Below are 22965 nucleotides of genomic sequence, written 5' to 3' on the forward strand. Positions count from 1 at the left end.
CGAGAACTATAGAATGAAAAGCGGTTTTTCCAGCAGGCCGCTCAAAAATAACGCAGTTCCCGATTTGCTCTTGGCAAATGCTTCGGGACTGAATAAAAATAGTGCAACAATCCCATGTGCCCGAAAGATCATCATTTGCGTTTTCCAGATCTCGCCAAACCTTTCCATATCGGGCCCGTTTCCATCCGTAATCGCGTGATTCTGGCGCCGATGTCGGGAGTTACGGATCTGCCGTTCAGGCGGCTCGCATGGCGCTTCGGCGCCGGCTTGGTCGTGACCGAGATGGTGGCAAGCCGCGAACTCGTGCTGAACCGAGGCGAGTCCTGGGCCCGGCTGAAAGGTGCCGGCATTTCTCCGCATATGGTCCAGCTCGCCGGTCGCGAGGCCCGCTGGATGGCCGACGCTGCCAAGATTGCCGCCGATAACGGCGCCGACATCATCGACATCAACATGGGTTGCCCGGCAAAGAAAGTCACCGGAGGCTATTCCGGTTCGGCATTGATGCGTGACCCGGATCTCGCATTGTCGCTCATCGAGGCGACCGTGAACGCCGTCGATGTCCCGGTGACGCTGAAGATGCGGCTCGGCTGGGACGAAAATTCCATCAATGCGCCCGATATCGCCCGCCGTGCCGAAGATGCCGGCATCCGGCTCGTGACGATCCATGGCCGAACCCGCATGCAGTTCTACGAGGGCAGGGCCGATTGGGACGCCATACGTCTTGTGCGCGACGTCGTCTCGATCCCGCTGATCGCCAATGGCGACGTCGAAACGCCGGAAGATGCCGCTGCCATTTTGGAGCGCTCCGGTGCAGATGCCGTCATGGTCGGGAGGGGCGCCCAGGGGCGTCCCTGGCACATTGGCTGGCTCGCCGGCCACGCCGCACCTTCGCAGCCGGAAATCGCCGCTCTTGTCGTCGAACACTATGAGGCGATGCTGGAGCTTTACGGCCGCGAGGCAGGGCTGCGCCACGCACGCAAACATCTCGGCTGGTATCTCGATCGCTTCGCGCCAGACCTGCCGACTGAAGAAAAGGCCGCCATCATGATTTCCAGGGACCCGGCTGACGTCGCGCGCCGGATAACTGCAGCGCTGACCGGAAACACAGCCGTCGCGCGCAAGGAGGCTGCATGAGCTCGCAAGTGCAGGATTCGGCAAGCGGCAATGCGCTTGCCATGGCCGTCCTCAATTCCGTCCAGAACCCGGTGATTCTTGTTGATGCCGAGGGCAGGGTCGCCTTCGCCAATTGGGAGGCGGAGGCTTTCTTCGGCTCCAGTGCGGCCCAGCTCGCCAAGAACGAAATTTCCACCTTCATCCCCTTCGGCAGTCCTCTGCTCGCCCTGATCGATCAGGTGCGTGAGCGCAGGGCGCCCGTCAACGAATACCGCGTCGATCTCTCTTCACCGCGCTTGGGTCAGGAAAAGCTGGTGGACCTCTATGTCGCGCCGGTGGTGAGCGAGCCGGGGTCGGTCGTGGTGGTCTTCCAGGAGCGCTCCATGGCGGACAAGATCGACCGCCAGCTTACCCATCGCGCTGCCGCCCGTTCGGTGACGGGCCTGGCGTCCATGCTGGCACACGAGATCAAGAACCCGCTTTCGGGCATTCGCGGTGCTGCACAGCTTCTCGAAACCTCCGTTCCGGATGACGACCGGGCGCTGACGCGTCTGATCTGCGACGAGACGGACCGCATCGTCTCCCTGGTCGACCGCATGGAAGTCTTCTCCGACGAGCGTCCGGTGGACCGTGTGCCCTTAAATATCCATTCGGTCCTCGACCATGTGAAGGCTGTCGCCAAGGCTGGTTTCGCTCGCGAGATCAAGATCTCCGAAATGTACGATCCGTCGCTGCCGCAGGTTTATGCCAACCGCGACCAGCTCGTGCAGGTCTTCCTCAACCTCATCAAGAACGCGGCGGAAGCCGTCGGCGATCAGCCGGACGGCGAAATCATGCTGACGACGGCCTATCGCCCGGGCATCAAGCTCTCAGTCGCTGGTACCCGCGAGAAGATTTCGCTGCCCCTCGAATTCTGCGTCATCGACAACGGTCCCGGCGTGCCGGCCGACCTGCTGCCGCATCTTTTTGATCCCTTCATCACGACCAAGACCAACGGGTCCGGTCTCGGCCTTGCCCTCGTTGCCAAGATTATCGGTGCGCATGGCGGCATCGTCGAATGCGACAGCCAGGCGCGCCGCACCACGTTCCGCGTTTTGATGCCCATGCACAAGGAAGAGGCCACGGACGGCCGCTCTTTGAACTCCACAGGAAGTGAAAAATGACTGCCACGATCCTTGTCGCCGACGACGACGCGGCCATCCGGACGGTTTTGAACCAGGCTCTGACCAGGGCTGGTTACGATGTGCGCATCACCTCGAATGCCGCCACTCTCTGGCGTTGGATTTCGGCTGGCGAGGGTGATCTGGTCGTGACGGACGTGGTCATGCCGGACGAGAACGCCTTCGATCTCCTGCCGCGCATCAAGAAATCGCGTCCGGAGCTGCCCGTCCTCGTCATGAGCGCCCAGAACACCTTCATGACGGCGATCAAGGCGTCCGAAAAGGGTGCCTATGATTACCTGCCTAAGCCCTTCGATCTCACGGAACTGATCGCCATCATCGGCCGCGCGCTTGCCGAACCCAAGCGCAAGCCCGCCCGCCTCGACGACGACACTCAGGACGGCATGCCGCTCGTCGGCCGTTCGGCCGCCATGCAGGAAATCTACCGCGTTCTGGCTCGTCTCATGCAGACGGATCTGACGCTGATGATCACCGGCGAGTCCGGCACCGGCAAGGAACTGGTGGCTCGCGCGCTGCATGACTACGGCAAGCGTCGCAACGGACCGTTTGTGGCGATCAACATGGCCGCCATTCCTCGCGATCTGATCGAGTCGGAGCTTTTCGGCCACGAGAAGGGGGCCTTCACCGGAGCCCAGAGCCGCTCCACCGGCCGTTTCGAGCAGGCTGAAGGGGGTACTCTCTTTCTCGACGAGATCGGCGACATGCCGATGGACGCCCAGACCCGCCTTCTGCGCGTCCTGCAGCAGGGCGAATACACCACCGTCGGCGGTCGCACGCCGATCCGCACGGACGTGCGCATCGTCGCGGCGACCAACAAGGATCTGAAGCAGCTCATCAACCAGGGCCTCTTCCGCGAAGACCTCTATTATCGCCTGAACGTCGTTCCGCTGCGCCTGCCGCCTTTGCGCGATCGCGCCGAGGACATCCCCGACCTCGTCCGCCATTTCATGCAGATGGCCGAGAAGGAAGGCCTGGACGCCAAGCGGTTCGATAGCGAGGCCTTGGACCTGATGAAGGCCTATGCGTGGCCGGGCAACGTGCGTGAACTGGAAAACCTCGTCCGTCGCCTGATGGCGCTATATCCGCAGGACGTCATCACCCGGGAGATTATTGAGTCGGAGCTGCGTTCCGAGGTGCCGGACAGCCCCATCGACAAGATGGGAGCCCGCACCGGGTCCCTGACCATCGCCCAGGCGGTGGAAGAAAACATGCGCACCTATTTCGCGAGCTTCGGGGACAATCTGCCGCCGCCCGGTCTCTACGACCGCGTCCTGACCGAAATGGAATATCCGCTCATCCTTGCCGCCCTTACCGCCACCCGCGGCAATCAGATCAAGGCGGCGGATTTGCTCGGTCTCAACCGCAACACGCTCCGCAAGAAAATCCGCGAACTCGGCGTCTCCGTCTATCGCAGCTCCCGCGGCGCTTGAGTTAAGTTGTTGAAGCAAGACCGGACTTTGTTCCCGCTGCTTGACAGGATCGGTTCATCGTTGCATTTTCGCCACAATGCGTTGCTTAAAGGCCACGCAGGGCTTGGGGTTTGCTCTTGGGAGTGGCGGCTCTTGATGGGGTAGCCGGGCCGGTTCGGGAAAGTACTGTCGCTTCGCTCGGTTTTCGGGCTGAAACGATCTCCCGCGAGGACTTGGAGATCGGAGTTATCGATGACGGAAGGCGTGACAGCGCCGATGGCCGAAAACGAGCCGGCAATGTCGGCGCAGGATCGGCGTGCTTCATTCGCGCTTCCCGGCCTTCTGCTTGCCGGCGGCGCGCTCATCTGCGCGTCCCTGACGCTCTTTGTCCTGCTCGGGCTGACGCCCATTGCGCCGAGCACAAACGTCGTCATCGCGTCTGCGGTCATCAATTCGCTTTTCATTTTGGGATTGATGTATCTGATCGGCCGCGAAGTGCTGCGGCTGGTAAAGGCACGTAATCGCGGCCGCGCTGCGGCGCGTCTGCATGTGCGCATCGTCGTCCTTTTTTCCATTGTTGCGATCACCCCGGCAGTGCTCGTGGCGATCTTCGCCAGCTTGACGTTGAATGTCGGTCTCGACCGCTGGTTTTCGCTCCGCACCCAGTCGATCGTGCAATCCTCTCAGGACGTCGCCCGCGCCTATATGCTTGAAAATGCAAGCTATCTTCAGGGGCAGACGGTCTCGATGTCGAACGACCTCGAGCGGAACCGCGCGATGTTTTACCTTGACCGCACGGGTTTTGTGGACCTGATGACCCGCCAGGCGCGGGGCCGCGGCATGTTGGGCGCTTTCCTGGTGCGCGAGGACGGTCAGGCCATCGTTCAGGCCGATATCAAGACGGAAAAGCCGCTGCCGGCGATCCCTTCGGACGCGCTGCAAACCGCAGCGGCCGGCCAGCCGACGCTCATTCCGCCGGGCATCACCAACCTCGTCGGCGCCGTCATCAAGCTCGATTCCATCCAGGGCGCGTTCCTCTATACGATCCGGGCTGTCGATCCGAAGGTCATCGCGGCCATGCGGCTCATGGAGGAGAACACGGCCGAATATCAGGCGATGGAAGCCGGCCGCACCTCGCTGCAGATCGCCTTCGCCGTGCTCTATCTCGGTTTCGCCCTGATCGTGTTACTGGCGGCGATCTGGACCGCGATCGCCGTCGCCGACCGCATCGTCCGGCCGATCCGGCTGCTGATCAGCGCAGCCGACAGCGTGGCAACGGGCAACCTCAACGTCGTCGTGCCGGTGCGTGCGGCGGATGGCGACGTCGGCAACCTGTCGCGCACTTTCAACAAGATGATTTCCCAGATCCGCAGCCAGCGCGACGAAATCCTCGAGGCGAAGGACGAGGTGGACGACCGCCGCAGGTTTATTGAGGCGGTGCTCTCCGGTGTCACGGCGGCCGTGATCGGTGTCGAAGAGGATCGGCGTATCACGATCGTCAATCCTTCCGCCGAAGAACTGCTCGGCGTTTCTGCCGAAGCTCTCATGGGCGAGAAGCTGCAGGACATCGCTCCTGAGATCGATCAGGTGCTGACGGAGGCGAGAAGCCGCGCCCGCGGCGATTTCCGGAAGCAGGTGAACCTGATACGCGGCGGCAAGGAACGGACGCTGTCCATGCAGGTGACGCGCGAGGAACAGCGCGCAGCGCAGGAATCCTATGTGGTGACGCTCGACGACATCACGGATCTGGTCATTGCCCAGCGTTCGACCGCATGGGCGGACGTGGCAAGACGTATCGCCCATGAGATCAAGAACCCGCTGACCCCGATCCAGCTGTCTGCCGAACGCCTGAAACGCCGGTACGGCAAGCAAATCGCCGACGACGACCGCGCAGTTTTCGACCAGTGCACCGATACAATCGTTCGCCAGGTCGGCGATATCGGCCGTATGGTCGACGAGTTCTCTGCCTTCGCCCGCATGCCCAAACCCGCCAAGGAGGAAGCGGATCTGCGCGACATCCTGCGCGACGCGATCTTCTTGCGGGAAATGGGTACCACGCATGTGGATTTCGTTCGCGAGCTCGGAGACGAACCGCTCAAGGGCATGTTCGATTCGCGCATGCTGGGGCAGGCCTTCGGCAACCTCATCAAGAATGCAGTTGAAGCGATCGAAGCGGTGCCGAGCAGCGAAGAGCGCGACGGCCGCAAGGTCAAGGTGCGTTCGGTATTCGATGCCGCCCGCGATGCCTATGTCGTCGACATCATCGACAACGGCAGCGGCCTTCCGTCTGAAAACCGGCATCGCATTCTCGAACCCTATATGACGATGCGCGAGAAGGGCACAGGCCTCGGACTCGCGATCGTCAAGAAGATCATTGAAGAACACGGCGGGCAGCTCGAACTGCATGATGCGCCTGCCGATTTTGATCATGGCAAGGGCGCCATGATCAGGGTCCTGCTGCCGCATCTCCAACAGGCAGTCGTACCCGGAACAGATAATAGCAAGGAATTGGCATATGGCGTCTGATATTCTGGTCGTGGATGACGAGGCAGACATTCGCGAAATCGTTTCAGGTATTCTCTCCGACGAAGGTCACGAGACCCGCACCGCGCACGACAGCGACAGTGCGCTTGCCACCATTTCCGATCGCGTGCCGCGGCTTGTTTTCCTCGATATCTGGATGCAGGGTTCCAAGCTGGATGGCCTGGCGCTGCTCGACGAGATCAAGAGCCGCCACCCGGATCTACCAGTGGTCATGATTTCCGGCCACGGCAATATCGAAACGGCCGTTTCAGCCATCAAGCGCGGTGCCTTCGATTTCATCGAGAAGCCTTTCAAGGCGGACCGTTTGATCCTGATCGCCGAGCGGGCGCTGGAAAATTCAAAGCTGAAGCGTGAGGTCACCGAACTCAAGAAGCGCGCCGGCGATGCGGCCGAACTGGTGGGTACCTCGGTGGCCGTTTCGCAGCTCCGCCAGACGATCGAAAAGGTATCGCCCACCAACAGCCGCATCATGATCCTCGGTCCGTCCGGCTCCGGCAAGGAACTGGTCGCGCGCATGGTCCACAAGAAGTCTAGCCGTTCGGGCGGGCCTTTCGTGGCGCTCAATGCCGCGACGATTACCCCGGATCGAATGGAGATCGCTCTTTTCGGCACGGAGGGCGGTCCCGGTCAACCGCGCAAGATCGGTGCACTGGAAGAGGCTCATCGCGGTATTCTTTATCTCGACGAAATAGGGGAGATGCCGCGTGAGACGCAGAACAAGATCCTGCGCGTCCTCGTCGACCAGCAATTCGAGCGCGTGGGCGGGTCCAAACGGGTCAAGGTCGATGTCCGCATCATCTCCTCGACCGCCTACAATCTCGAAAACCTGATCGCTGACGGATCCTTCCGCGAGGACCTCTATCACCGCCTTGCCGTGGTGCCGGTCAAGGTGCCGGCGCTTGCCGAGCGTCGCGAAGACATTCCTTTCCTGGTGGATATGTTCATGCGGCAGATTTCCGAACAGGCCGGCATCCGTCCGCGCAGGATCGGAGAGGATGCCATGGCGGTTCTCCAGGCGCATGACTGGCCGGGAAATATCCGCCAGCTTCGAAACAATATCGAGCGGTTGATGATTCTCGCCCGCACCGACGGGCCGGACACGGCGATCTCGGCCGATATGCTGCCGACCGACCTCGGCGACATGCTGCCCAAGGTGGCGGGCAAGGGTGACTATCACATCATGACCCTGCCGCTGCGCGAAGCACGTGAAATGTTTGAGCGCGACTATCTGATTGCCCAGATCAACCGCTTCGGCGGCAACATTTCCCGTACTGCGGAGTTCGTCGGGATGGAACGTTCGGCATTGCACCGCAAGCTCAAGTCGCTGGGCGTCTGACCGAAAGTCCTGATCGATGAGAGTTAGTGACCGATGAAAGTCATCATATGCGGCGCGGGGCAGGTGGGTTACGGCATCGCGGAACGGCTGTCGCAGGAGGACAATGACGTCTCCGTCATCGACACGTCCGCGTCGCTGATTGCGGCGATCACCGAAACCCTCGACGTGAAAGGTTATGTCGGCCACGGCGCGCATCCGGACATGCTGGAAAAGGCCGGCGCCGAAGATGCCGACATGATCATCGCCGTCACGCTTTACGACGAGGTCAACATCGTCGCCTGCGAGGTGGCCCACGCGCTTTTTTCGGTGCCGACCAAGATAGCGCGCATCCGGGCCCAGAGTTATCTGAAGCCGGAATATGCCGATCTCTTTAGCCGCCAGAACATGTCAATCGACGTGACGATCTCGCCGGAGATCGAAGTCGGCAAGATGGTGCTGCGCCGCATCTCCTTCCCCGGCGCCACGGATGTCGCCCGGTTTGCCGAGGACCATATCGCCATGGTGGCGATCGAATGCATGGAGGATTGCCCCGTCATCGCCACCCCACTGCACCAGCTGTCCGATCTCTTCCCGGATCTGATGGCGACAGTGGCCGGCATCTTCCGCAATGGGCGCCTGGCGGTCGCCCGGTCATCGGACGAGCTGAACGTCGGCGACCTCGCCTATGTCATCTGCCAGCGTGAACATGTCCGCCGGACGCTCGGGCTCTTCGGCCATGAGGAGCAGGAGGCACGCCGCATCATCATCGCCGGTGGCGGCAATATCGGCCACTTCGTCGCCAGCACGATCGAGGAGCATCAACCGAGGACGCGGCTGAAGATCATCGAAAGCGATCGCGAACGGGCGGCGGCAGTATCGGAAAAGCTGCGCAACACCATCGTCCTGCACGGTTCGGCGCTCGACCAGAATATTCTGGCCCAGGCCGATATCCAGGACACCGACCTGATGGTGATGCTGACCAACAACGACCAGATCAACATTTTGGGGGCGGTGCTCGGAAAATCGCTTGGCTGCAAGTCGAACCTCGTTCTGATCAATTCCACGTCCCTCCACAACCTTACCGATTCGGTGGGCATCGATGCGCAGATCAATCCGCGAGCGGTCACCATCTCCCGTGTCCTGCAGCACGTCAGGAAGGGTCGCATCCGCTCCGTCTATGCGGTTCAGAAGGGCGCTGCGGAAGTGATCGAGGCGGAAGCGCTTGAAACCTCGCCCCTCGTCGGCCGGCCGTTCCGGGAACTCGATCTGCCCGAGGGAATCCGCATCGGGGCTATCTATCGTGGCGGCACGGTCATTCGCCCGAACGGCGACACCAAGATCAAGGCGCGCGACCGGGTGGTGCTCTTTGCGACGGCCGAGGCGGTGCGGGACGTGGAGCAGCTTTTCCGGGTTTCGATCCAGTATTTCTGATTTTTCGAGGGGACGACCAATGTCGAGAATTGCGTACGTGAACGGCCAGTATGTCCGCCAATCCGAAGCGGCCGTGCATGTGGAGGACCGCGGCTTCCAGTTCGCAGACGGCGTCTACGAAGTCTGCGAAGTCCGCCATGGCATGATCGTCGACCTGACGCGGCACCTGAACCGCCTCGACCGGTCGCTGCGGGAATTGAGCATGGCGCAGCCGATGAGCCGCGCAGCACTCACCTTCGTCATCCGCGAGGTTCTCCGCCGCAACCGGGTCAGGAACGGCATCTTCTATCTGCAGGTGACGCGCGGCGCGGCCAGGCGCGACCACTATTTCCCCGCGGACGGCACGCCGCCGACGATCACGATCACCGCCAAAAGCACCGACCCGGCCGTTTCTGCGAAGAAATACGCCAATGGCATCAAGGTGATCACGGTTCCGGAAAACCGCTGGGATCGCGTCGACATCAAGACGGTTGGGCTCCTGCCGAATGTGCTCGCCAAACAGCAGGCGAAGGAAACCGGCGCCCAGGACGCGATTTTCGTGGACCGTAAAGGCATTGTGATGGAGGGGGCGTCTTCCAACGTCTGGATCGTCACGCCGGACGGCGAACTCCTTACCCGTCCCGCAGAGCACGGCATCCTGAAGGGGATCACACGCACGACGCTGATCGATGTGGCGGAAAAGCTCGCATTGAAGGTTGTCGAACGGGAGTTCCGGGTGGACGAGATGATGGCTGCGCGCGAGGTCTTTTTCACCTCCGCGACCGGCATCTGCGTGCCGATCGTCGAAGTCGACGGAAAGCCCATTGCCAACGGTCATCCCGGTACCGTTTCGGGCAGCATTCGCGACGCCTTTTTCGACATTGCGGAAAAGACGGCGATTTGATAACCAGACAATCAGGGGGAAGGGAATACGAGGGCATTCCCGGTCGTCTCTTAAAAGCTTGATCATGTCCCGGCTCATTGACCGGCAAAAAAGAAAGAAGCGGCGCTATGGCGGAACGTTCTCAGAACCTGCAGGATTTATTTCTCAATACCGTTCGCAAGCAGAAGATTTCCCTGACGATATTCCTGATCAACGGGGTCAAGCTCACGGGCGTCGTCACGTCGTTTGACAACTTCTGTGTCCTTCTCCGCCGTGACGGCCACTCGCAACTCGTGTATAAGCACGCGATATCGACCATCATGCCGGGCCAGCCGATGCAGATGTTCGAAAGCGAAGAGAGCGCCGCCTAACAGGACGAACCGAAATAACCCGCGATACCTCGAACGAATCTCTGGTCCCGGAAGCTGAAAAGCGCCGGGACGATATGCGCGCAGCTGTGATCGTGCCGGTTCTCAAACAGGCACGGTCGAGGGGCGGGCAGGGCGATTCGTCGGCTGCCCCCGCGCCGCAGCGCTCCAGTGAAGCCCGTCTCGAAGAGGCGATCGGCCTTGCCAGGGCCATCGATCTGGAGATCGTGGAAGGGCTGATCGTGCCGATCAGCCAGCCGCGTCCGGCCACCCTCATGGGCACCGGCAAGATCGAGGAGATCAAGGCGCTGCTTGACGAGAAGGATGCCGGCCTCGTCATCGTGGACCATCCGCTCACTCCGGTGCAGCAGCGCAATCTCGAAAAGGAGCTCGGCGCCAAGGTCATCGACCGCACCGGCCTCATTCTCGAAATCTTCGGCCGCCGCGCCTCCACCAAGGAAGGCACGCTGCAGGTCGATCTGGCGCATCTCAACTACCAGAAGGGCCGCCTCGTCCGTAGCTGGACCCACCTCGAACGCCAGCGCGGCGGCGCCGGCTTCATGGGCGGCCCCGGTGAAACGCAGATCGAGGCTGACCGCCGGCTTCTGCAGGAGCGCATCGTCAGGCTGGAGCGCGAGCTCGAACAGGTGGTGCGGACCCGCCAGCTCCACCGGGCCAAGCGCCGCAAAGTGCCTCACCCGATCGTTGCGCTGGTGGGTTATACCAACGCGGGAAAATCGACGCTGTTCAACCGCATTACCGGGGCCGGCGTGCTGGCCGAGGACATGTTGTTTGCGACGCTCGACCCGACATTGCGCCGTATGAAGCTGCCGCATGGCCGAACGGTGATCCTTTCCGATACGGTCGGTTTCATCTCCGATCTGCCGACTCATCTGGTCGCCGCTTTCCGCGCGACGCTCGAAGAAGTGCTGGAAGCGGACCTAATCCTGCATGTGCGCGACATGTCCGATCCGGACAATGCGGCCCAGGCCGGCGACGTATTGCGCATTCTTTCCGATCTCGGAATCGACGAGAAGGAAGGCGCCGAGCGCATCATCGAAGTCTGGAACAAGATCGACCGGCTCGATCCGGAAGCCCATGAGGCGATTGCGGACAGGGCTGTAAGCCGTGAAAACGTCATGGCTGTCTCGGCGATTACGGGAGAGGGCATCGATGCGCTGATGGCCGAGATCGCCAGGCGTCTTTCCGGCGTGCTCACCGAAACCACGATCACCATTCCCGCTGCAAAGCTTGCTGTCGTTTCCTGGGTCTATAATAATTCCATCGTCGATGACCGGCAGGATAACGAAGACGGATCCGTCACGCTTGACGTGCGCATGTCGGAGGCCCAGGCCGCCGAGCTGGAACGCAAGCTCGGCAACGGTCCTAAGCCGGCGAAAGAGGATTGGGAAAGATAAAAGCATGCTCCCGAGGCGGCGGGAGCATGCTTCTGCACGCCGGAGTTTCAGTTCCCCGGCGTCTCAGCTTCTTGATCGGGACTATTCGCTGTCTACTGCCGCCTGCTCGTCGAGCGTATCGCGGACCTGGTCGATCTTGCCCTCGGCCGTCCCGACGCCCAACACATCCTTTGCCCAATCGAGCGTTTTGTCGGTGACAGGCTGGCCGGTGAACTCGCCGAGCGCATCGCGCAGCGCCTCGTCACCCAGAACCGGATCGTCGATCGTCGGGGCCACGCCCATGTCGATCTCGTATTGTGCGTAATCGCGAACATAGGCGGATATCGCGGTCATCCGCGGATCGCTGGTGTTCAGATAGGCGTTGTAGTTTCTTTTCAGCGAATTGAGGCCCTTGAGTTCGGATGGCGCCGGAGACGCGGCTGCGGACTTCTTCGTCTGCTTGTCTTCGGCATCCCGCCGGGCGTTTTCCTTCTGCGTCTGGCCTTTCGTGGATGAGGCGCCCTTGTCCTCCTTGGCGTCCGACTTGCCGGAATTGCTATGGCCGGAGTTGCCGTGATCGGAGTTTCCGTGACCGCCGCCACCGCCGTTGCCGCCGCCATTGCCTCCACCGCCGCCATTGCCGCCGCCGTCACCACCCTTGGCCCATACCATGTCGGAGAAACCCGTCAGATGAGCGCCGGTCGTAGCGGTCGATAGCATGAGAGCGACCGCTGCAGTCGCCAAAAAACCGTTCCTGTTCATTGGTATTTCCTCGCATTATGAATCGCAACCGAGATTGCCTGTAGAGGGACCTTCCGGTTGTTTTCAGGAAAATGCTACCGGCCTAGGACCAATGCGGGGTGGACTAGCCCATAAGTCCTAGATCGCCGTAGGGCTTTGGTCCCGGGTGGGAGGCGGGAATCGATGTGGTGCGGGAGGAGTCATGCCCGACCTGAGGACTTTGGGCGGCCTCCGTCACCCGATTTCCCGCTCGATTGCTTTCGCCGCTTGCCAGAGCTCTTCCATTTGCTCCAGGGTTGCCGCATCGAGCGATTGACTCGACTTTTCAAGCTCCGTCTCGATGTAACTGAATCGCCGTCGGAATTTCGTGTTGGTGCCCCGCAGTGCATCTTCCGGATCAGCTTTCACATGGCGGCCGATATTGACGAGTGCAAAGATGAGGTCCCCAAGTTCATCGGCGACCTTGTCGCGTTCTCCGCCGCGCAGCGCCTCGCGCAACTCGCCGATCTCTTCCTCGATCTTGTCGAGGATCGGTTCGGCCTCGGACCAGTCGAAGCCCACCTTCGCGGCTTGGCTCTGCAGCTTCAACGCCTCCGTCAGTGCCGGCTGGCTGCGGTGTACGCCGCTCAGAAAGCCACGCTTGAAGTCGTCGGTTGCCCTCGGCCCTGCGGTGAGCGCGCGTTTGGCGTGCCGCTCGGCCCGCTCGCGTTTTTCCTCCGCCTTGATGTCGTCCCACTGCGCCTTCACGGCATCGGGTGTGTCGGCATTCGATCGGGCGAAGACGTGAGGGTGCCGACGGATCATCTTTTTCGTGATCGCCTCGACCACATCGCCGAACGAGAATTCCCCGGCTTCCTCCGCCATACGGGCATGGAAGACGACCTGAAGCAGTAGATCTCCCAGTTCCTCGCATAGATCGTCCATGTCGTTGCGCTCGATCGCGTCGGCGACCTCATAGGCCTCTTCGATCGTATAGGGCTTGATGGTCGAGAAATTCTGCTCGAGATCCCACGGGCAGCCGGTGCCGGGTGTGCGCAGCGCCGCCATGATCTCGATCAGCCGCGAAATGTCCTTCGATGGTTTCATTGGAAAAATTCCCTGACGCTCAGTTGAGCGGTATGCTGTTGCTGCCCTTGCCCGACTGGTAGTTGTCCGAGAGCCTTTTATAGGCGGCCTTGATGCGGGCGGTTTGCGACCTTAATGCGCTGCGCAACGGCTCTGCCTCGGTCTCGATGAGATCGGTGATGAAGTAGGAATTCCAAAAAGCATTGCTGCGCCGATAGCCGCCGGGTTCCAGGCCGAAGACCTCTTTCAGGATCTTCAGGTCGTGGGGAATGGCGAAGGCGTCTCTTGAATCCTCATGGCTGAAGAACGAGTAGAAGTTGTCGAAACCGGCCCAGGTGATGGCTGACATACACATGGTGCATGGTTCATGAGTCGAAAGGAAAATCAAATCCTTGGTGGGAAGATCTCGCGTGGTTTCGTAAAAACGCTTCAGCGTATGCACCTCGCCGTGCCAGAGCGGATTTTCGAGCTCGTTATTGGTCTCGGCGATTACCAGCGACAGGTCGGATTTCTTCAGGACAGCAGCGCCGAAAACCTTGTTGCCGGCAGCGACACCCTTTTCCGTGAGAGGCAGGATATCGTTTTCGATGGCGTCGAGAAGGCGTGCGGCGATCGTCATGGGAGCTCTTTTTTGCAGGATGTCTAGGCAGTTTATGGCGTGGAACGCGCGGAACAGGGCAAAAACACTTTAGTCTACCAACGTACTAGAGAAATATCGTCGCGGTGGCTTTTGCTCAAGAACCGGTTGATCGTAAAACAGAAATACCGGCTCGCAACCCACTTCGCATATCCATTCCTTCAATTCCGGAGCCTTTTCCTGGATATTGCAGTCATATGATTCAGGATACCCGCATGTCTCCAAGCCAACAACGTCTGTCGGTTTTTCCGGCTTTCTTCCGCGTCAGCGGACGGAGCGTTTTCGTGTTTGGCAATGGTGACGAAGCCTATGCCAAGGCTCGGCTGTTGCGCAACACCGAGGCAGAGATCGTCGCTTACGCCTTGGCTCCAGAGGCGGACTATGCCGGCTGGCTGGCCGCGCAGGGCATCGAGACTGTCCGGTCGGATTTCTCGCCGGATCAGGTCAAGGGCGCGGTAATGGTATTCGCCGCGACCGGCAATGCTGCGCTCGACCGGGCGATCGTTTCCGCTGCCCGCGCCGAAAAGATCCCGGCCAATGCGGTCGATCAGCCGGACTTCTGCGATTTCTACACGCCGGCGCTAGTCAACCGCGCGCCGGTGGCAGTGGCGATCGGCACCGAAGGCGCCGGCCCCGTTCTTGCCCAGATGATCCGGGCTCGCATCGACCAGATGCTGTCTCCGTCGCTTGGCCGCCTAGCAGACCTTGCCGCAGATTATCGCGACGCCGCCGAGCGTCTCGTGCCGCGCGGCGTTTCACGCCGGATCTTCTGGCGCCGCTTCTTTTCCGGTGACGTCGCCGATGCAGTGGCGTCCAACGACACCAGCGCGGCTCGCCGTTCCGCCAACGCGCTGCTTTCGACCACTGGCCAAGCCGAAGGCAGGATCTGGCTGGTCGGTGCCGGTCCTGGCGCCGAAGACCTGTTGACGCTCCGCGCCCAGCGCGTGCTGATGGAAGCCGACGCGATCGTTTATGACGCGCTGGTGCCGCAGGCGATCGTCGATATGGGCCGTCGCGATGCCGAGCGCCTCTCGGTTGGCAAGCGCAAGAATTGCCATTCCAAGTCTCAGGAAGAGATCAACCACCTGCTTGTCGAGCTTGGCCGTCAGGGCAAGCGCGTCGTTCGCCTGAAGTCCGGCGATCCGCTGGTTTATGGTCGTGCGGGCGAAGAGATGGCGGCATTGCGCGAAGCTGGTATCGCTTATGAGATCGTGCCCGGCATCACGTCGGCTTTTGCAGCGGCTGCCGATTTCGAATTGCCGCTGACGCTGCGCGGTGTCGCTTCGTCGCTGATCTTCACCACGGGCCACGACCTGACCGGCAAGGTTCTGCCGGACTGGGGCAGTCTTGCCGTTTCCGGCGCGACGATCGCCGTCTATATGGGTAGCTCCGTCGCGGCTTCCGTTGCCGAGCGCCTGATGGGCGCCGGTCTCGGCGCCGATACGACGGTTGCCGTCATCGAGAATGCCAGCCGGGCCGACCGTAAGCTCCTGCATGGCGTATTGAGCGAACTGCCGGATCTGGAGGCGCGCGACGATCTCGCCGGCCCGGTTATGGTAATCATCGGCGAGGCTGTCGCCGGTGCGAATTTCGAAAAGTCCGAACCGCTGTCTGCCTACAAGACCCTGAAGGCTGGCAAGGTTCACGCAGACATGGGACAATAGAGAATGACCGACAAGGTTCTCACCGCCAACCGCCTTTCCGATGGCATCGCCGTATGGCTCGATGCAAACGGCCAGTGGGTGGAAAACCTGCAGAATTCACTGGTCGCGCGCCATGCCGAAGCCGTCGCCTCGCTGGAAGCGATCGGCAAACGGGATTTTGCGGAGAACAAGGTCGTTGACGTTGCCGTTGTCGACGTGCAGGAGGTTGACGGCAAGCTCTGGCCGATCCGTCTGCGCGAACGCATCCGTGCCCAGGGCCCGACAATGGAATATGCTGCCGGCTACCGCCCTGCCGATCCGGCCTTTATCGCAGTCTGAGGAAACCATGTATCGTTACGATGAGTTCGACCATGCATTCGTCACCAGCCGCGTGGAGCAGTTCCGCGATCAGGTGACGCGCCGTCTAGCGGGCGAGTTGGCGGAGGATGCCTTCAAGCCGCTGCGCCTGATGAACGGCGTTTATCTTCAGCTGCACGCCTACATGCTGCGCGTCGCCATCCCCTACGGGACGCTGAATGCGCGCCAGATGCGCATGCTCGCCCATATCGCCCGCAAATACGACCGTGGTTACGGGCACTTCACCACCCGCCAGAACATCCAGTACAACTGGCCGAAACTATCGGACACGCCGGATATCCTCGCGGAACTGGCGACCGTCGAGATGCATGCGCTGCAGACCTCGGGCAATTGCATTCGCAACGTCACCGCCGACCATTTCGCCGGCGCTGCCGCCGACGAGGTTGCCGATCCGCGGCCTTACGCGGAAATCCTGCGCCAGTGGTCCTCGGTTCACCCGGAGTTTTCCTATCTGCCGCGCAAGTTCAAGATCGCCGTCACCGGCGCCGAGCGCGACCGTGCGGCGATCCAGGTCCACGACATCGGCCTGCATCTCAAAAAGAACGACCAGGGCGAACTCGGTTTCGCCGTTTATGTCGGCGGCGGACAGGGCCGCACGCCGCTGATCGCCAAGAAGATCCGCGACTTCCTGCCGGAAGAGGACCTGCTGTCCTATGTGACCGCCATCGTGCGCGTCTACAACCTGTTCGGCCGCCGCGACAACAAGTACAAGGCGCGCATCAAGATCCTCGTCCACGAGACAGGCGTCGAGGAGATCACCCGCCAGGTCGAGGAAGAGTTTTCGCATCTGCAAGGCACCGAACTCAAGCTGCCGGATGCCGATATCCAGGCGATCGCCGCCTATTTCGCCCCGCCGGCGCTGCCCGACCGGCCGGAAGGCTGGGCGCAGCTCGCCGGCTGGAAGAAGGAGGACGAGGCCTTCGGCCGCTGGGTGAGCCAGAACGTCCAGCCGCACAAACATCCCGACTACGGCATGGTGACGATTTCGCTCAAACCGATCGGCGGCATTCCCGGGGATGCTTCCGACGTGCAGATGGATGTGATCGCCGACCTTGCCGAGGAATACGGCTTCGACGAAATCCGCATCAGCCACGAGCAGAACGTCATCCTGCCGCATGTGGCGCTCGCCGATCTCGAGCCGCTCTACCGCGCGCTGATCGCCCAGAACCTTGCGACCGCCAATGCCGGGCTGATCACCGATATCATCGCCTGTCCCGGGCTGGATTACTGTGCGCTGGCGAATGCCCGCTCGATCCCGGTGGCGCAGGAAATTTCCACCCGCTTCGGTTCGCCGGAACGCCAGGCGGAGATCGGTGAGCTGAAGATCAAGATCTCCGGCTGCATCAATGCCTGCGGTCATCACCATGTCGGCCATATCGGCCTCCTGGGCGTCGAGAAGAAGGGCGCCGAGCTCTATCAGATCACGCTCGGCGGTTCCGGCGACGAGCATACCTCGATCGGCGAGATCATCGGCCGCGGTTTCGAGCCGAACAAGGTGACCGATGCGATCGAGACGATCGTCGACACCTATCTTGGCCTTCGCCTCTCGAAGGAGGAGACGTTCCTCGAAGCCTATCGCCGCGTCGGGCCGCAGCCGTTCAAGGATGCGCTCTACGGCGACGCCAAGGCGGAGGCTGCGTGATGACCAGGGTTTGGAGAGAGACCGGCTTCGTCGAGAACGACCCCTGGGTGATCGAGACGGAAGAGCTGAAGGCGGGCGAAAACGACAAGGTGCTGCTGCCGCTCGATCAGCTGATCGAGCGGGCCGAAAACAGCAATGACGTCGGCCTCGGCGTGCTGATCAAGCCGGCCGACGACATCCGCAAGCTGGAACCCTATCTCTACCGCCTCGAAATCGTTGCGGTGGAGTTTCCGGCCTTCAACGACGGCCGCGCCTTTTCGCATGCATCGCTGCTGCGCGACCGGCTGGCCTACAAGAACGAGCTGCGGGCCGTCGGCGACGTGCTGATCGACCAGATCCCGCTGATGCTGCGCTGTGGAGTCGACAGCTTTGCGGTGAAGAACGCGACGGCGTTGAAGCGGCTGGAGGAGGGACGCCTGCCGGGGATTGCGGTGCATTACCAGCCGACGGCCCGACAGGCGGACAAGGCTGGCGGCTACAGCTGGCGCCGCCGTTCCGCCTGATCGGCCGATAAAGGCGATTTTCCGGCACGTATTTTCTCCGGACCCCCGCGACAAAGGCACGCGGGTGCCTTCAAATGAGCGGCCTTATGGTATATTTCGCTACTGCGAAAGATGACGAGACGAAGAGACCGATTGGCATGAACGTCCATACCCCCGTAAAAATCCCCGACGGCGTTTATGCCGAGACGGTGCTTGACGTCGAGCATTACACGGACCGCCTGTTCCGCTTCCGCATGACGCGGCCGGCCGGTTTCCGCTTCCGCTCGGGCGAATTTGCGATGATCGGCCTGATGGTCGGCGAAAAGCCGGTCTACCGCGCCTATTCGATTGCCAGCCCTGCCTGGGACGAGGAGCTGGAATTCTTCTCGATCAAGGTGCCGGACGGCCCGCTCACCTCCCACCTCCAGAAGATCAAGCCGGGCGACACGGTGCTGATGCGCAAGAAGCCGACCGGCACGCTGGTGCTCGATGCGCTGACGCCGGGCAAGCGGCTCTACATGTTCTCGACCGGCACCGGCATCGCTCCCTTCGCGAGCCTGATCCGCGACCCCGAGACCTACGAAAAGTTCGACGAGGTGATCCTCACCCATACCTGCCGCGAGGTGGCCGAGCTGAAATACGGCTTCGACCTCGTGGAGGAGATCCGCAACCACGAATTCCTCTCGGAACTGGTGGGCGACAAGCTCAAGCATTACCCGACCGTCACCCGCGAGGAGTTTTCGCATACCGGCCGCATCACCGACCTCATCGAGAACGGCAAGCTCTTTGCCGACCTCGGCGTCCCGCCGCTGAACCCCGAGACCGACCGCGGCATGATCTGCGGCTCGGCCGAGATGCTGAAGGACACCAAGGCGCTGCTCGAAAAGGCAGGGCTCACCGAAGGCGCCAACAGCAAACCCGCCGAATTCGTCATCGAGCGGGCGTTTGTGGGGTGAGACGCGACGGCCTTCGGCCGGCAAAATGCTCCAGTGGAGCATTTTGAGCTTCGAACGCCCTGAGCCCTAGCGAAGGGCCGGGGGGCGGTTCGTCATACTCCACCTTTTACCCAGGCGGCAACATCTTCTCCCGCCTGCGCCTCGCCGCATCCCAGATCTCGGGTCTCCAGCGACTGGGCGACATGCGGGCGATCTCGATCGCCACGTCGTCCAGCATCCGCGGCTCACCATGACGGGCCTCCAAAAGATGGCTGTTGGAGCCGAGAAAGCCCTGCGCGAAATGCGCCCGATTATAAATTGCATCGAACACCTCGCGCTGCTCGGCGGAGAGGTTCTGCAGGCAGCAGGGTTCGTTGTTGGATCGGAAATGCCAGTAGCAGCTGTTCCTGCGGCGGCAGTCGCGCCGGCGGCAGATCGTATGGGGCAGCGCGAGCATTTCGGCCGTGCGGGCGGCGAGCCAGGTATCGATGGTGCGCGGCTTGTCTTTGGACATGGTAACCCCTTGGCGTTCCTCATTGTTTTTGTCGGACGGGGCGCTGGGAGCTGCCTCGTAAGTTAGTTTTTAGGTGACACCTCTCAGCGCCCCGTTCGGCGGTTTTTATCCGCGACTCCGGTCCCTCTGCCGTGGCCTTTCCGGATGGTGTTCGTCTGACCTCTGGCGCTCGTCCGGACCAACCTACCGGCAAGGGTGAACAGAAACCGCCGCCGGACTTTCCGATCCTCGGATTAAATCCGAGGAAGCGGACGGACTTCAAAACAAGTCCGGCGAAACCATCCTTCGGGCCACCATGTGTGCCGCACAGGCACGCCCGGCGCGCGCTTTCGGGCATCAAGGGATGAGGGCCGGTCCGTAACCGCTCATCTCTCCCCGTGTCGCCGGAGGGAGACCATTTTCCGCGGACCCCGGATGCAAGGACTTACGTCGTTTCCTTACACCCGGCGCCGGCCCCGCCTCGCCAGGACGCCTCCTGGTGTATCCGATGCGGGACGGGGGAGAGTTTAGGCATGAGGTGAAGGGGTGGGGATGAAGGGGAACGATTTTTTTGTTCGTCATCCTCGGGCTTGACCCGAGGATCCAAGCGTAAGTCAGCAAAATCAGACAATTAGGCCTTCTGGCGGTTCGCAACAAATCGACTTCGCGATCAAAAGGCTTGTTTTTGGATCCTCGGTCATCCTCGGGTTTAACCCGAGGACGAGGATGACGAAGGGTCAAGCCCGAGAATGACGAAGGAGAGCAGTGCCGCCGGGAAGGATCATTCGTCCCCCGCTGCCGGGAAGCGCGGCTTCGGTTGCCCTATTGCCCCAGAAGCTCGCGCAGGCTCCAGGGATATTCGCCCTCCTGGTTGGCGATGTCGTCCACTTTCCAGCCGCCCTGTTCGCGCACCAGCGTGTAATAGAGCGTCACGGCCTCGCTGCCGTTACGGAACGAGACTTCCAGCTCGGCGCGGTTGTCCATCATGATCGGCGTGCTGAGCCTGACGTTTTTCGCCTCGCCATCCTGACCCGATATCACCGGATCGAAATCCACCGCCCCGACCTCGCCCTCCGGCGTCGCGTCGCGGTCGGCCTGGAACAGCCGGTTGAGCCCACGCGACAGGAAGGGGCTGTAAGGCGAGGGCGCATCGTCGTCGTTGTCCGTCGTGTCATAGGCATAAAGCGCCTTGATCAGCGCCTGCGGCGTTTTGAAGGTTTCGGCACCGGCGGAAAAGGCGGAGAGGGCAAGTAGGGTGAAGGCGAGGAGGGTGCGCATGGTGATTCCTGAGTCGGCAGATTTGAGGATGCTATCGATCACTGGTGCTGGGCACCAGAGAAGGAGGTCTATCCCTCACTCCAGGCTGGCTAGCCTCGTAAGAAGCGCGTCACCCTGCGTCATCCCGGCCTTGAGCCGGGATCCAGCCGCCGCGCGTCTGCACGGCGACGAAACGTCTATAGCCGTGCCGGGGATTATTCTCCAGCCCCGCCGACGCGGCGCTGCTGGATTCCTGTGACAAGCACAGGAATGAAAGGGAGCGTGAGGAGGCGGGAGATGTTCCGAAAGTTGCTATAGGAACCTCAGGTGCTTTTCATCCACTGCCTGCGAAACTGTGGATTGTAGTGATGTCGGAGTTGCGATGTACTACAGTGAGGTTTAGTTGTGACTTGCTAGGTCCTCACTCTTTTTGCTGTAGAATCCTCGGCAGAACGAAATAATCCGGCTAGCATAACGCTACTACCGGTTTCACTATGGGCCGGCTTTCGGTTTCAGCGCTGTTTCGGTTACCGCGACCGCGTAATGACGAGGACCTAGCACTGCCTTTACGACCTTATTTTAGCAGAACAATCGATAAAGTCGCGGCAGATTTCCTTGCAATGAAGGATATCGACGATCTCGCCCGGGTTCTGGAGGTACCCAAAGGCAATCTGGTATACATCGCTTATACCCGCGGACTTTCTGCGCAATATAAGACCTTCGAAATTAGGAAAAAAAGTGGGGGAACCCGTATCATCCATATGCCGAAAGGCGGCTTGCGGGTCCTGCAGCAGAAGTTAAAGAAGATATTCGATTTCCTTGATCGAAAGCCTAAATGCTCTCATGCATATCACAAAGGAAAGTCCTTTCTAACTAATGCGGTAGAGCATAAGAAGAAAAGATTTGTATTTAATATGGATCTTGAGGAATTCTTTCCCTCAATACACTTTGGGAGGGTTCAGGGTGTGTTACGAGCGGCCTATAAAATGCCGCCTTCTGTTGCAACATTCATAGCTCATCTATGTTGCTATAACGGGTCTATTCCTCAGGGAGCGCCAACATCACCGAGCATATCAAATCTCGTAAGCAACAATCTAGATAAGAAAATTTTGGCTTTAGCTATCAAGCATCATGTGAGCTATACACGCTACGCCGACGACATCACGTTCTCCTACCGATACAGAAACTTTCCGCCTGCGATCGGCCACTTCGCAGCCACCGGTCAGTTGTTTGGTCCTGCAGCAGTTGGAGCAACGCTTGAGCAGCTCATTAAGGATCAAGGCTTCCAAGTAAACCACAAAAAAACGAGGTTGCAATACAATCACTACCAACAGTCCGTCACAGGCGTCATTGTAAATCAGTTTCCCAATGTACGGCGACGGAAGGTTTTAGAGGTCAGAAAGCTCATATACCTATGGCGGACATTCGGATTAGAGAAAGCTGAGACCTTCCGCTTTGAGAAGGCAGAAGGAGGAGATTACTTTAGAGCTGTGCTATTCGGAAACCTAGCGTATCTCAAAGGTGTGCGAGGAGAGAACGATAAAATTGTCCGCTCGTTTTGCCGAGATATCTTGAGGATTACTACGAAAGTACCAAATTGGGTTCGCGTTGCTGCGGAGGAGTTTCAAGTGAAAGATGTGTTCTTGAGCCATGCAAGTGAAGACAAAGTCGCGGTCGCAAAGCCTTTATTTGATGCTTGTCAAGCCGTGGGCATAAGCGTGTTCTACGATGCTGAAGACATTAAGTGGGGAGACTCAGTAATTGAAAAAATAAATCATGGCCTCGGGGAAGCTAAGATTATAGTTCCTGTGATATCGGAAACATTTCTTGAGAAGAAGTGGCCGGTTAGGGAGCTTAATGTGGCTTTATCTAGATTTATGAAAGATAAAGCTCGGATTTTGCCGATAATTTACAACATAGATCATTTAGATGACTATCCTCTTTTGAGTGATTTCCATTACAAGAAGTGGGAAGATAATCCAGCGGAGTTGGTAGCGCTACTCAAGGAGCGACTGAATAGCATTTAGAAATGCTCCTTAACCTATATGGCCCCATTCCCACTATCTATGATA

The 22965-nt window shown here is 60.2% G+C and carries 20 protein-coding genes; 15 read left to right on the forward strand and 5 right to left on the reverse strand.

Annotated elements, in window-relative coordinates; all coding sequences use genetic code 11:
* The first annotated feature begins 114 nt into the window (after nucleotides 1-114).
* The 9 genes from dusB (at nucleotide 115) to hflX (ending at nucleotide 11641) form a co-directional block, all read left to right on the forward strand.
* Nucleotides 115-1134 carry a tRNA dihydrouridine synthase DusB gene (gene dusB, locus C5L12_RS13365; protein ID WP_105372539.1) on the forward strand — a complete coding sequence of 340 codons (1020 nt, stop codon included), beginning with the start codon at nucleotides 115-117 and terminating at the stop codon, nucleotides 1132-1134.
* Entirely contained in the window at nucleotides 1131-2276 is a 1146-nt protein-coding gene (locus C5L12_RS13370; protein ID WP_105372540.1) for a two-component system sensor histidine kinase NtrB, read from the forward strand. Before dusB ends, C5L12_RS13370 begins: the two co-directional genes overlap by 4 nt.
* Nucleotides 2273-3724, forward strand: a complete 1452-nt coding sequence (ntrC, locus tag C5L12_RS13375; RefSeq protein WP_105372541.1) for a nitrogen regulation protein NR(I) — start codon at nucleotides 2273-2275, stop codon at nucleotides 3722-3724. The genes C5L12_RS13370 and ntrC overlap by 4 nt, the downstream gene beginning before the upstream one ends.
* Nucleotides 3725-3955: 231 nt before the next feature.
* On the forward strand, nucleotides 3956-6229 hold the full coding sequence (locus C5L12_RS13380; protein ID WP_105372542.1) for a sensor histidine kinase NtrY-like: 2274 nt from the start codon (nucleotides 3956-3958) through the stop codon (nucleotides 6227-6229).
* Nucleotides 6219-7583, forward strand: coding sequence for a nitrogen assimilation response regulator NtrX (gene ntrX, locus C5L12_RS13385; RefSeq protein ID WP_105372543.1), 1365 nt, complete (start codon nucleotides 6219-6221; stop codon nucleotides 7581-7583). Before C5L12_RS13380 ends, ntrX begins: the two co-directional genes overlap by 11 nt.
* A 33-nt stretch (nucleotides 7584-7616) precedes the next feature.
* Nucleotides 7617-8993, forward strand: a complete 1377-nt coding sequence (gene trkA, locus C5L12_RS13390) for a Trk system potassium transporter TrkA (protein ID WP_105372544.1) — start codon at nucleotides 7617-7619, stop codon at nucleotides 8991-8993.
* Between the two features lie 19 nt (nucleotides 8994-9012).
* Nucleotides 9013-9876 carry a D-amino-acid transaminase gene (locus C5L12_RS13395; RefSeq protein WP_105372545.1) on the forward strand — a complete coding sequence of 288 codons (864 nt, stop codon included), beginning with the start codon at nucleotides 9013-9015 and terminating at the stop codon, nucleotides 9874-9876.
* A 107-nt stretch (nucleotides 9877-9983) separates the two neighbouring features.
* The gene (gene hfq / locus C5L12_RS13400) at nucleotides 9984-10226 is read left to right on the forward strand and encodes an RNA chaperone Hfq (protein ID WP_056335505.1); all 243 of its coding nucleotides are present in this window, start codon (nucleotides 9984-9986) and stop codon (nucleotides 10224-10226) included.
* A 74-nt stretch (nucleotides 10227-10300) separates the two neighbouring features.
* The gene (gene hflX, locus C5L12_RS13405; protein WP_105372546.1) at nucleotides 10301-11641 is read left to right on the forward strand and encodes a GTPase HflX; all 1341 of its coding nucleotides are present in this window, start codon (nucleotides 10301-10303) and stop codon (nucleotides 11639-11641) included.
* Between the two features lie 81 nt (nucleotides 11642-11722).
* Here hflX and C5L12_RS28140 read toward each other — a convergent pair whose 3' ends face one another.
* The 3 genes from C5L12_RS28140 to C5L12_RS13425 form a co-directional block, all read right to left on the reverse strand.
* Nucleotides 11723-12382 (reverse strand): hypothetical protein, encoded by a 660-nt coding sequence (locus tag C5L12_RS28140; protein WP_157949046.1) that lies wholly within the window; start codon nucleotides 12380-12382, stop codon nucleotides 11723-11725.
* A 213-nt stretch (nucleotides 12383-12595) separates the two neighbouring features.
* Nucleotides 12596-13447 (reverse strand): nucleoside triphosphate pyrophosphohydrolase, encoded by an 852-nt coding sequence (gene mazG, locus C5L12_RS13420; RefSeq protein WP_105372548.1) that lies wholly within the window; start codon nucleotides 13445-13447, stop codon nucleotides 12596-12598.
* Between the two features lie 19 nt (nucleotides 13448-13466).
* Nucleotides 13467-14045 (reverse strand): deaminase, encoded by a 579-nt coding sequence (locus tag C5L12_RS13425; protein ID WP_105372549.1) that lies wholly within the window; start codon nucleotides 14043-14045, stop codon nucleotides 13467-13469.
* 233 nt (nucleotides 14046-14278) lie between these two features.
* On the opposite strand from C5L12_RS13425, the gene cysG reads away from it, so the two are divergent.
* The 5 genes from cysG to C5L12_RS13450 all read left to right on the forward strand — a co-directional run bounded on the left by cysG (nucleotide 14279) and on the right by C5L12_RS13450 (nucleotide 19164).
* Complete coding sequence (gene cysG / locus C5L12_RS13430) at nucleotides 14279-15727, forward strand: siroheme synthase CysG (protein WP_105372615.1); 1449 nt, start codon at nucleotides 14279-14281, stop codon at nucleotides 15725-15727.
* Nucleotides 15728-15730: 3 nt separating this feature from the next.
* Nucleotides 15731-16045, forward strand: a complete 315-nt coding sequence (locus C5L12_RS13435) for a DUF2849 domain-containing protein (protein WP_105372550.1) — start codon at nucleotides 15731-15733, stop codon at nucleotides 16043-16045.
* A gap of 7 nt (nucleotides 16046-16052) precedes the next feature.
* Nucleotides 16053-17726 (forward strand): nitrite/sulfite reductase, encoded by a 1674-nt coding sequence (locus C5L12_RS13440; RefSeq protein WP_105372551.1) that lies wholly within the window; start codon nucleotides 16053-16055, stop codon nucleotides 17724-17726.
* A complete protein-coding gene (locus C5L12_RS13445; protein ID WP_105372552.1) occupies nucleotides 17726-18229 on the forward strand; it encodes a DUF934 domain-containing protein in 504 nt (167 codons plus the stop codon). The genes C5L12_RS13440 and C5L12_RS13445 overlap by 1 nt, the downstream gene beginning before the upstream one ends.
* Nucleotides 18230-18366: 137 nt before the next feature.
* The gene (locus C5L12_RS13450) at nucleotides 18367-19164 is read left to right on the forward strand and encodes a ferredoxin--NADP reductase (protein ID WP_105372616.1); all 798 of its coding nucleotides are present in this window, start codon (nucleotides 18367-18369) and stop codon (nucleotides 19162-19164) included.
* A 106-nt stretch (nucleotides 19165-19270) separates the two neighbouring features.
* Here C5L12_RS13450 and C5L12_RS13455 read toward each other — a convergent pair whose 3' ends face one another.
* Both C5L12_RS13455 and C5L12_RS13460 read right to left on the reverse strand, forming a co-directional pair.
* On the reverse strand, nucleotides 19271-19657 hold the full coding sequence (locus tag C5L12_RS13455; protein WP_105372553.1) for a hypothetical protein: 387 nt from the start codon (nucleotides 19655-19657) through the stop codon (nucleotides 19271-19273).
* An 801-nt stretch (nucleotides 19658-20458) separates the two neighbouring features.
* Entirely contained in the window at nucleotides 20459-20914 is a 456-nt protein-coding gene (locus C5L12_RS13460) for a DUF3828 domain-containing protein (RefSeq protein WP_105372617.1), read from the reverse strand.
* 599 nt (nucleotides 20915-21513) lie between these two features.
* Between C5L12_RS13460 and C5L12_RS13465 the strand changes: the two genes are divergently transcribed.
* Complete coding sequence (locus C5L12_RS13465) at nucleotides 21514-22920, forward strand: TIR domain-containing anti-phage reverse transcriptase (RefSeq protein WP_170109096.1); 1407 nt, start codon at nucleotides 21514-21516, stop codon at nucleotides 22918-22920.
* Nucleotides 22921-22965: the final 45 nt, after the last annotated feature.

Origin of the sequence: Neorhizobium huautlense (assembly GCF_002968575.1) — a bacterium.
Classification (GTDB): Bacteria; Pseudomonadota; Alphaproteobacteria; order Rhizobiales; family Rhizobiaceae; genus Neorhizobium; species Neorhizobium huautlense.

Bases quoted from the DNA above. Each gene is read 5' to 3' on its own strand.
- hfq (WP_056335505.1), top strand. From the start codon at position 9,984: ATGGCGGAACGTTCTCAGAACCTGCAGGATTTATTTCTCAATACCGTT.
- C5L12_RS13380 (WP_105372542.1), top strand. From the start codon at position 3,956: ATGACGGAAGGCGTGACAGCGCCGATGGCCGAAAACGAGCCGGCAATG.
- C5L12_RS13450 (WP_105372616.1), top strand. From the start codon at position 18,367: ATGAACGTCCATACCCCCGTAAAAATCCCCGACGGCGTTTATGCCGAG.
- trkA (WP_105372544.1), top strand. From the start codon at position 7,617: ATGAAAGTCATCATATGCGGCGCGGGGCAGGTGGGTTACGGCATCGCG.
- C5L12_RS13425 (WP_105372549.1), bottom strand. From the start codon at position 14,045: ATGACGATCGCCGCACGCCTTCTCGACGCCATCGAAAACGATATCCTG.
- C5L12_RS13440 (WP_105372551.1), top strand. From the start codon at position 16,053: ATGTATCGTTACGATGAGTTCGACCATGCATTCGTCACCAGCCGCGTG.
- C5L12_RS13460 (WP_105372617.1), bottom strand. From the start codon at position 20,914: ATGCGCACCCTCCTCGCCTTCACCCTACTTGCCCTCTCCGCCTTTTCC.
- mazG (WP_105372548.1), bottom strand. From the start codon at position 13,447: ATGAAACCATCGAAGGACATTTCGCGGCTGATCGAGATCATGGCGGCG.
- ntrX (WP_105372543.1), top strand. From the start codon at position 6,219: ATGGCGTCTGATATTCTGGTCGTGGATGACGAGGCAGACATTCGCGAA.
- C5L12_RS13435 (WP_105372550.1), top strand. From the start codon at position 15,731: ATGACCGACAAGGTTCTCACCGCCAACCGCCTTTCCGATGGCATCGCC.
- C5L12_RS13370 (WP_105372540.1), top strand. From the start codon at position 1,131: ATGAGCTCGCAAGTGCAGGATTCGGCAAGCGGCAATGCGCTTGCCATG.
- C5L12_RS13455 (WP_105372553.1), bottom strand. From the start codon at position 19,657: ATGTCCAAAGACAAGCCGCGCACCATCGATACCTGGCTCGCCGCCCGC.
- ntrC (WP_105372541.1), top strand. From the start codon at position 2,273: ATGACTGCCACGATCCTTGTCGCCGACGACGACGCGGCCATCCGGACG.
- C5L12_RS13395 (WP_105372545.1), top strand. From the start codon at position 9,013: ATGTCGAGAATTGCGTACGTGAACGGCCAGTATGTCCGCCAATCCGAA.
- C5L12_RS28140 (WP_157949046.1), bottom strand. From the start codon at position 12,382: ATGAACAGGAACGGTTTTTTGGCGACTGCAGCGGTCGCTCTCATGCTA.
- cysG (WP_105372615.1), top strand. From the start codon at position 14,279: ATGTCTCCAAGCCAACAACGTCTGTCGGTTTTTCCGGCTTTCTTCCGC.
- dusB (WP_105372539.1), top strand. From the start codon at position 115: ATGTGCCCGAAAGATCATCATTTGCGTTTTCCAGATCTCGCCAAACCT.
- C5L12_RS13465 (WP_170109096.1), top strand. From the start codon at position 21,514: ATGAAGGATATCGACGATCTCGCCCGGGTTCTGGAGGTACCCAAAGGC.
- hflX (WP_105372546.1), top strand. From the start codon at position 10,301: ATGCGCGCAGCTGTGATCGTGCCGGTTCTCAAACAGGCACGGTCGAGG.
- C5L12_RS13445 (WP_105372552.1), top strand. From the start codon at position 17,726: ATGACCAGGGTTTGGAGAGAGACCGGCTTCGTCGAGAACGACCCCTGG.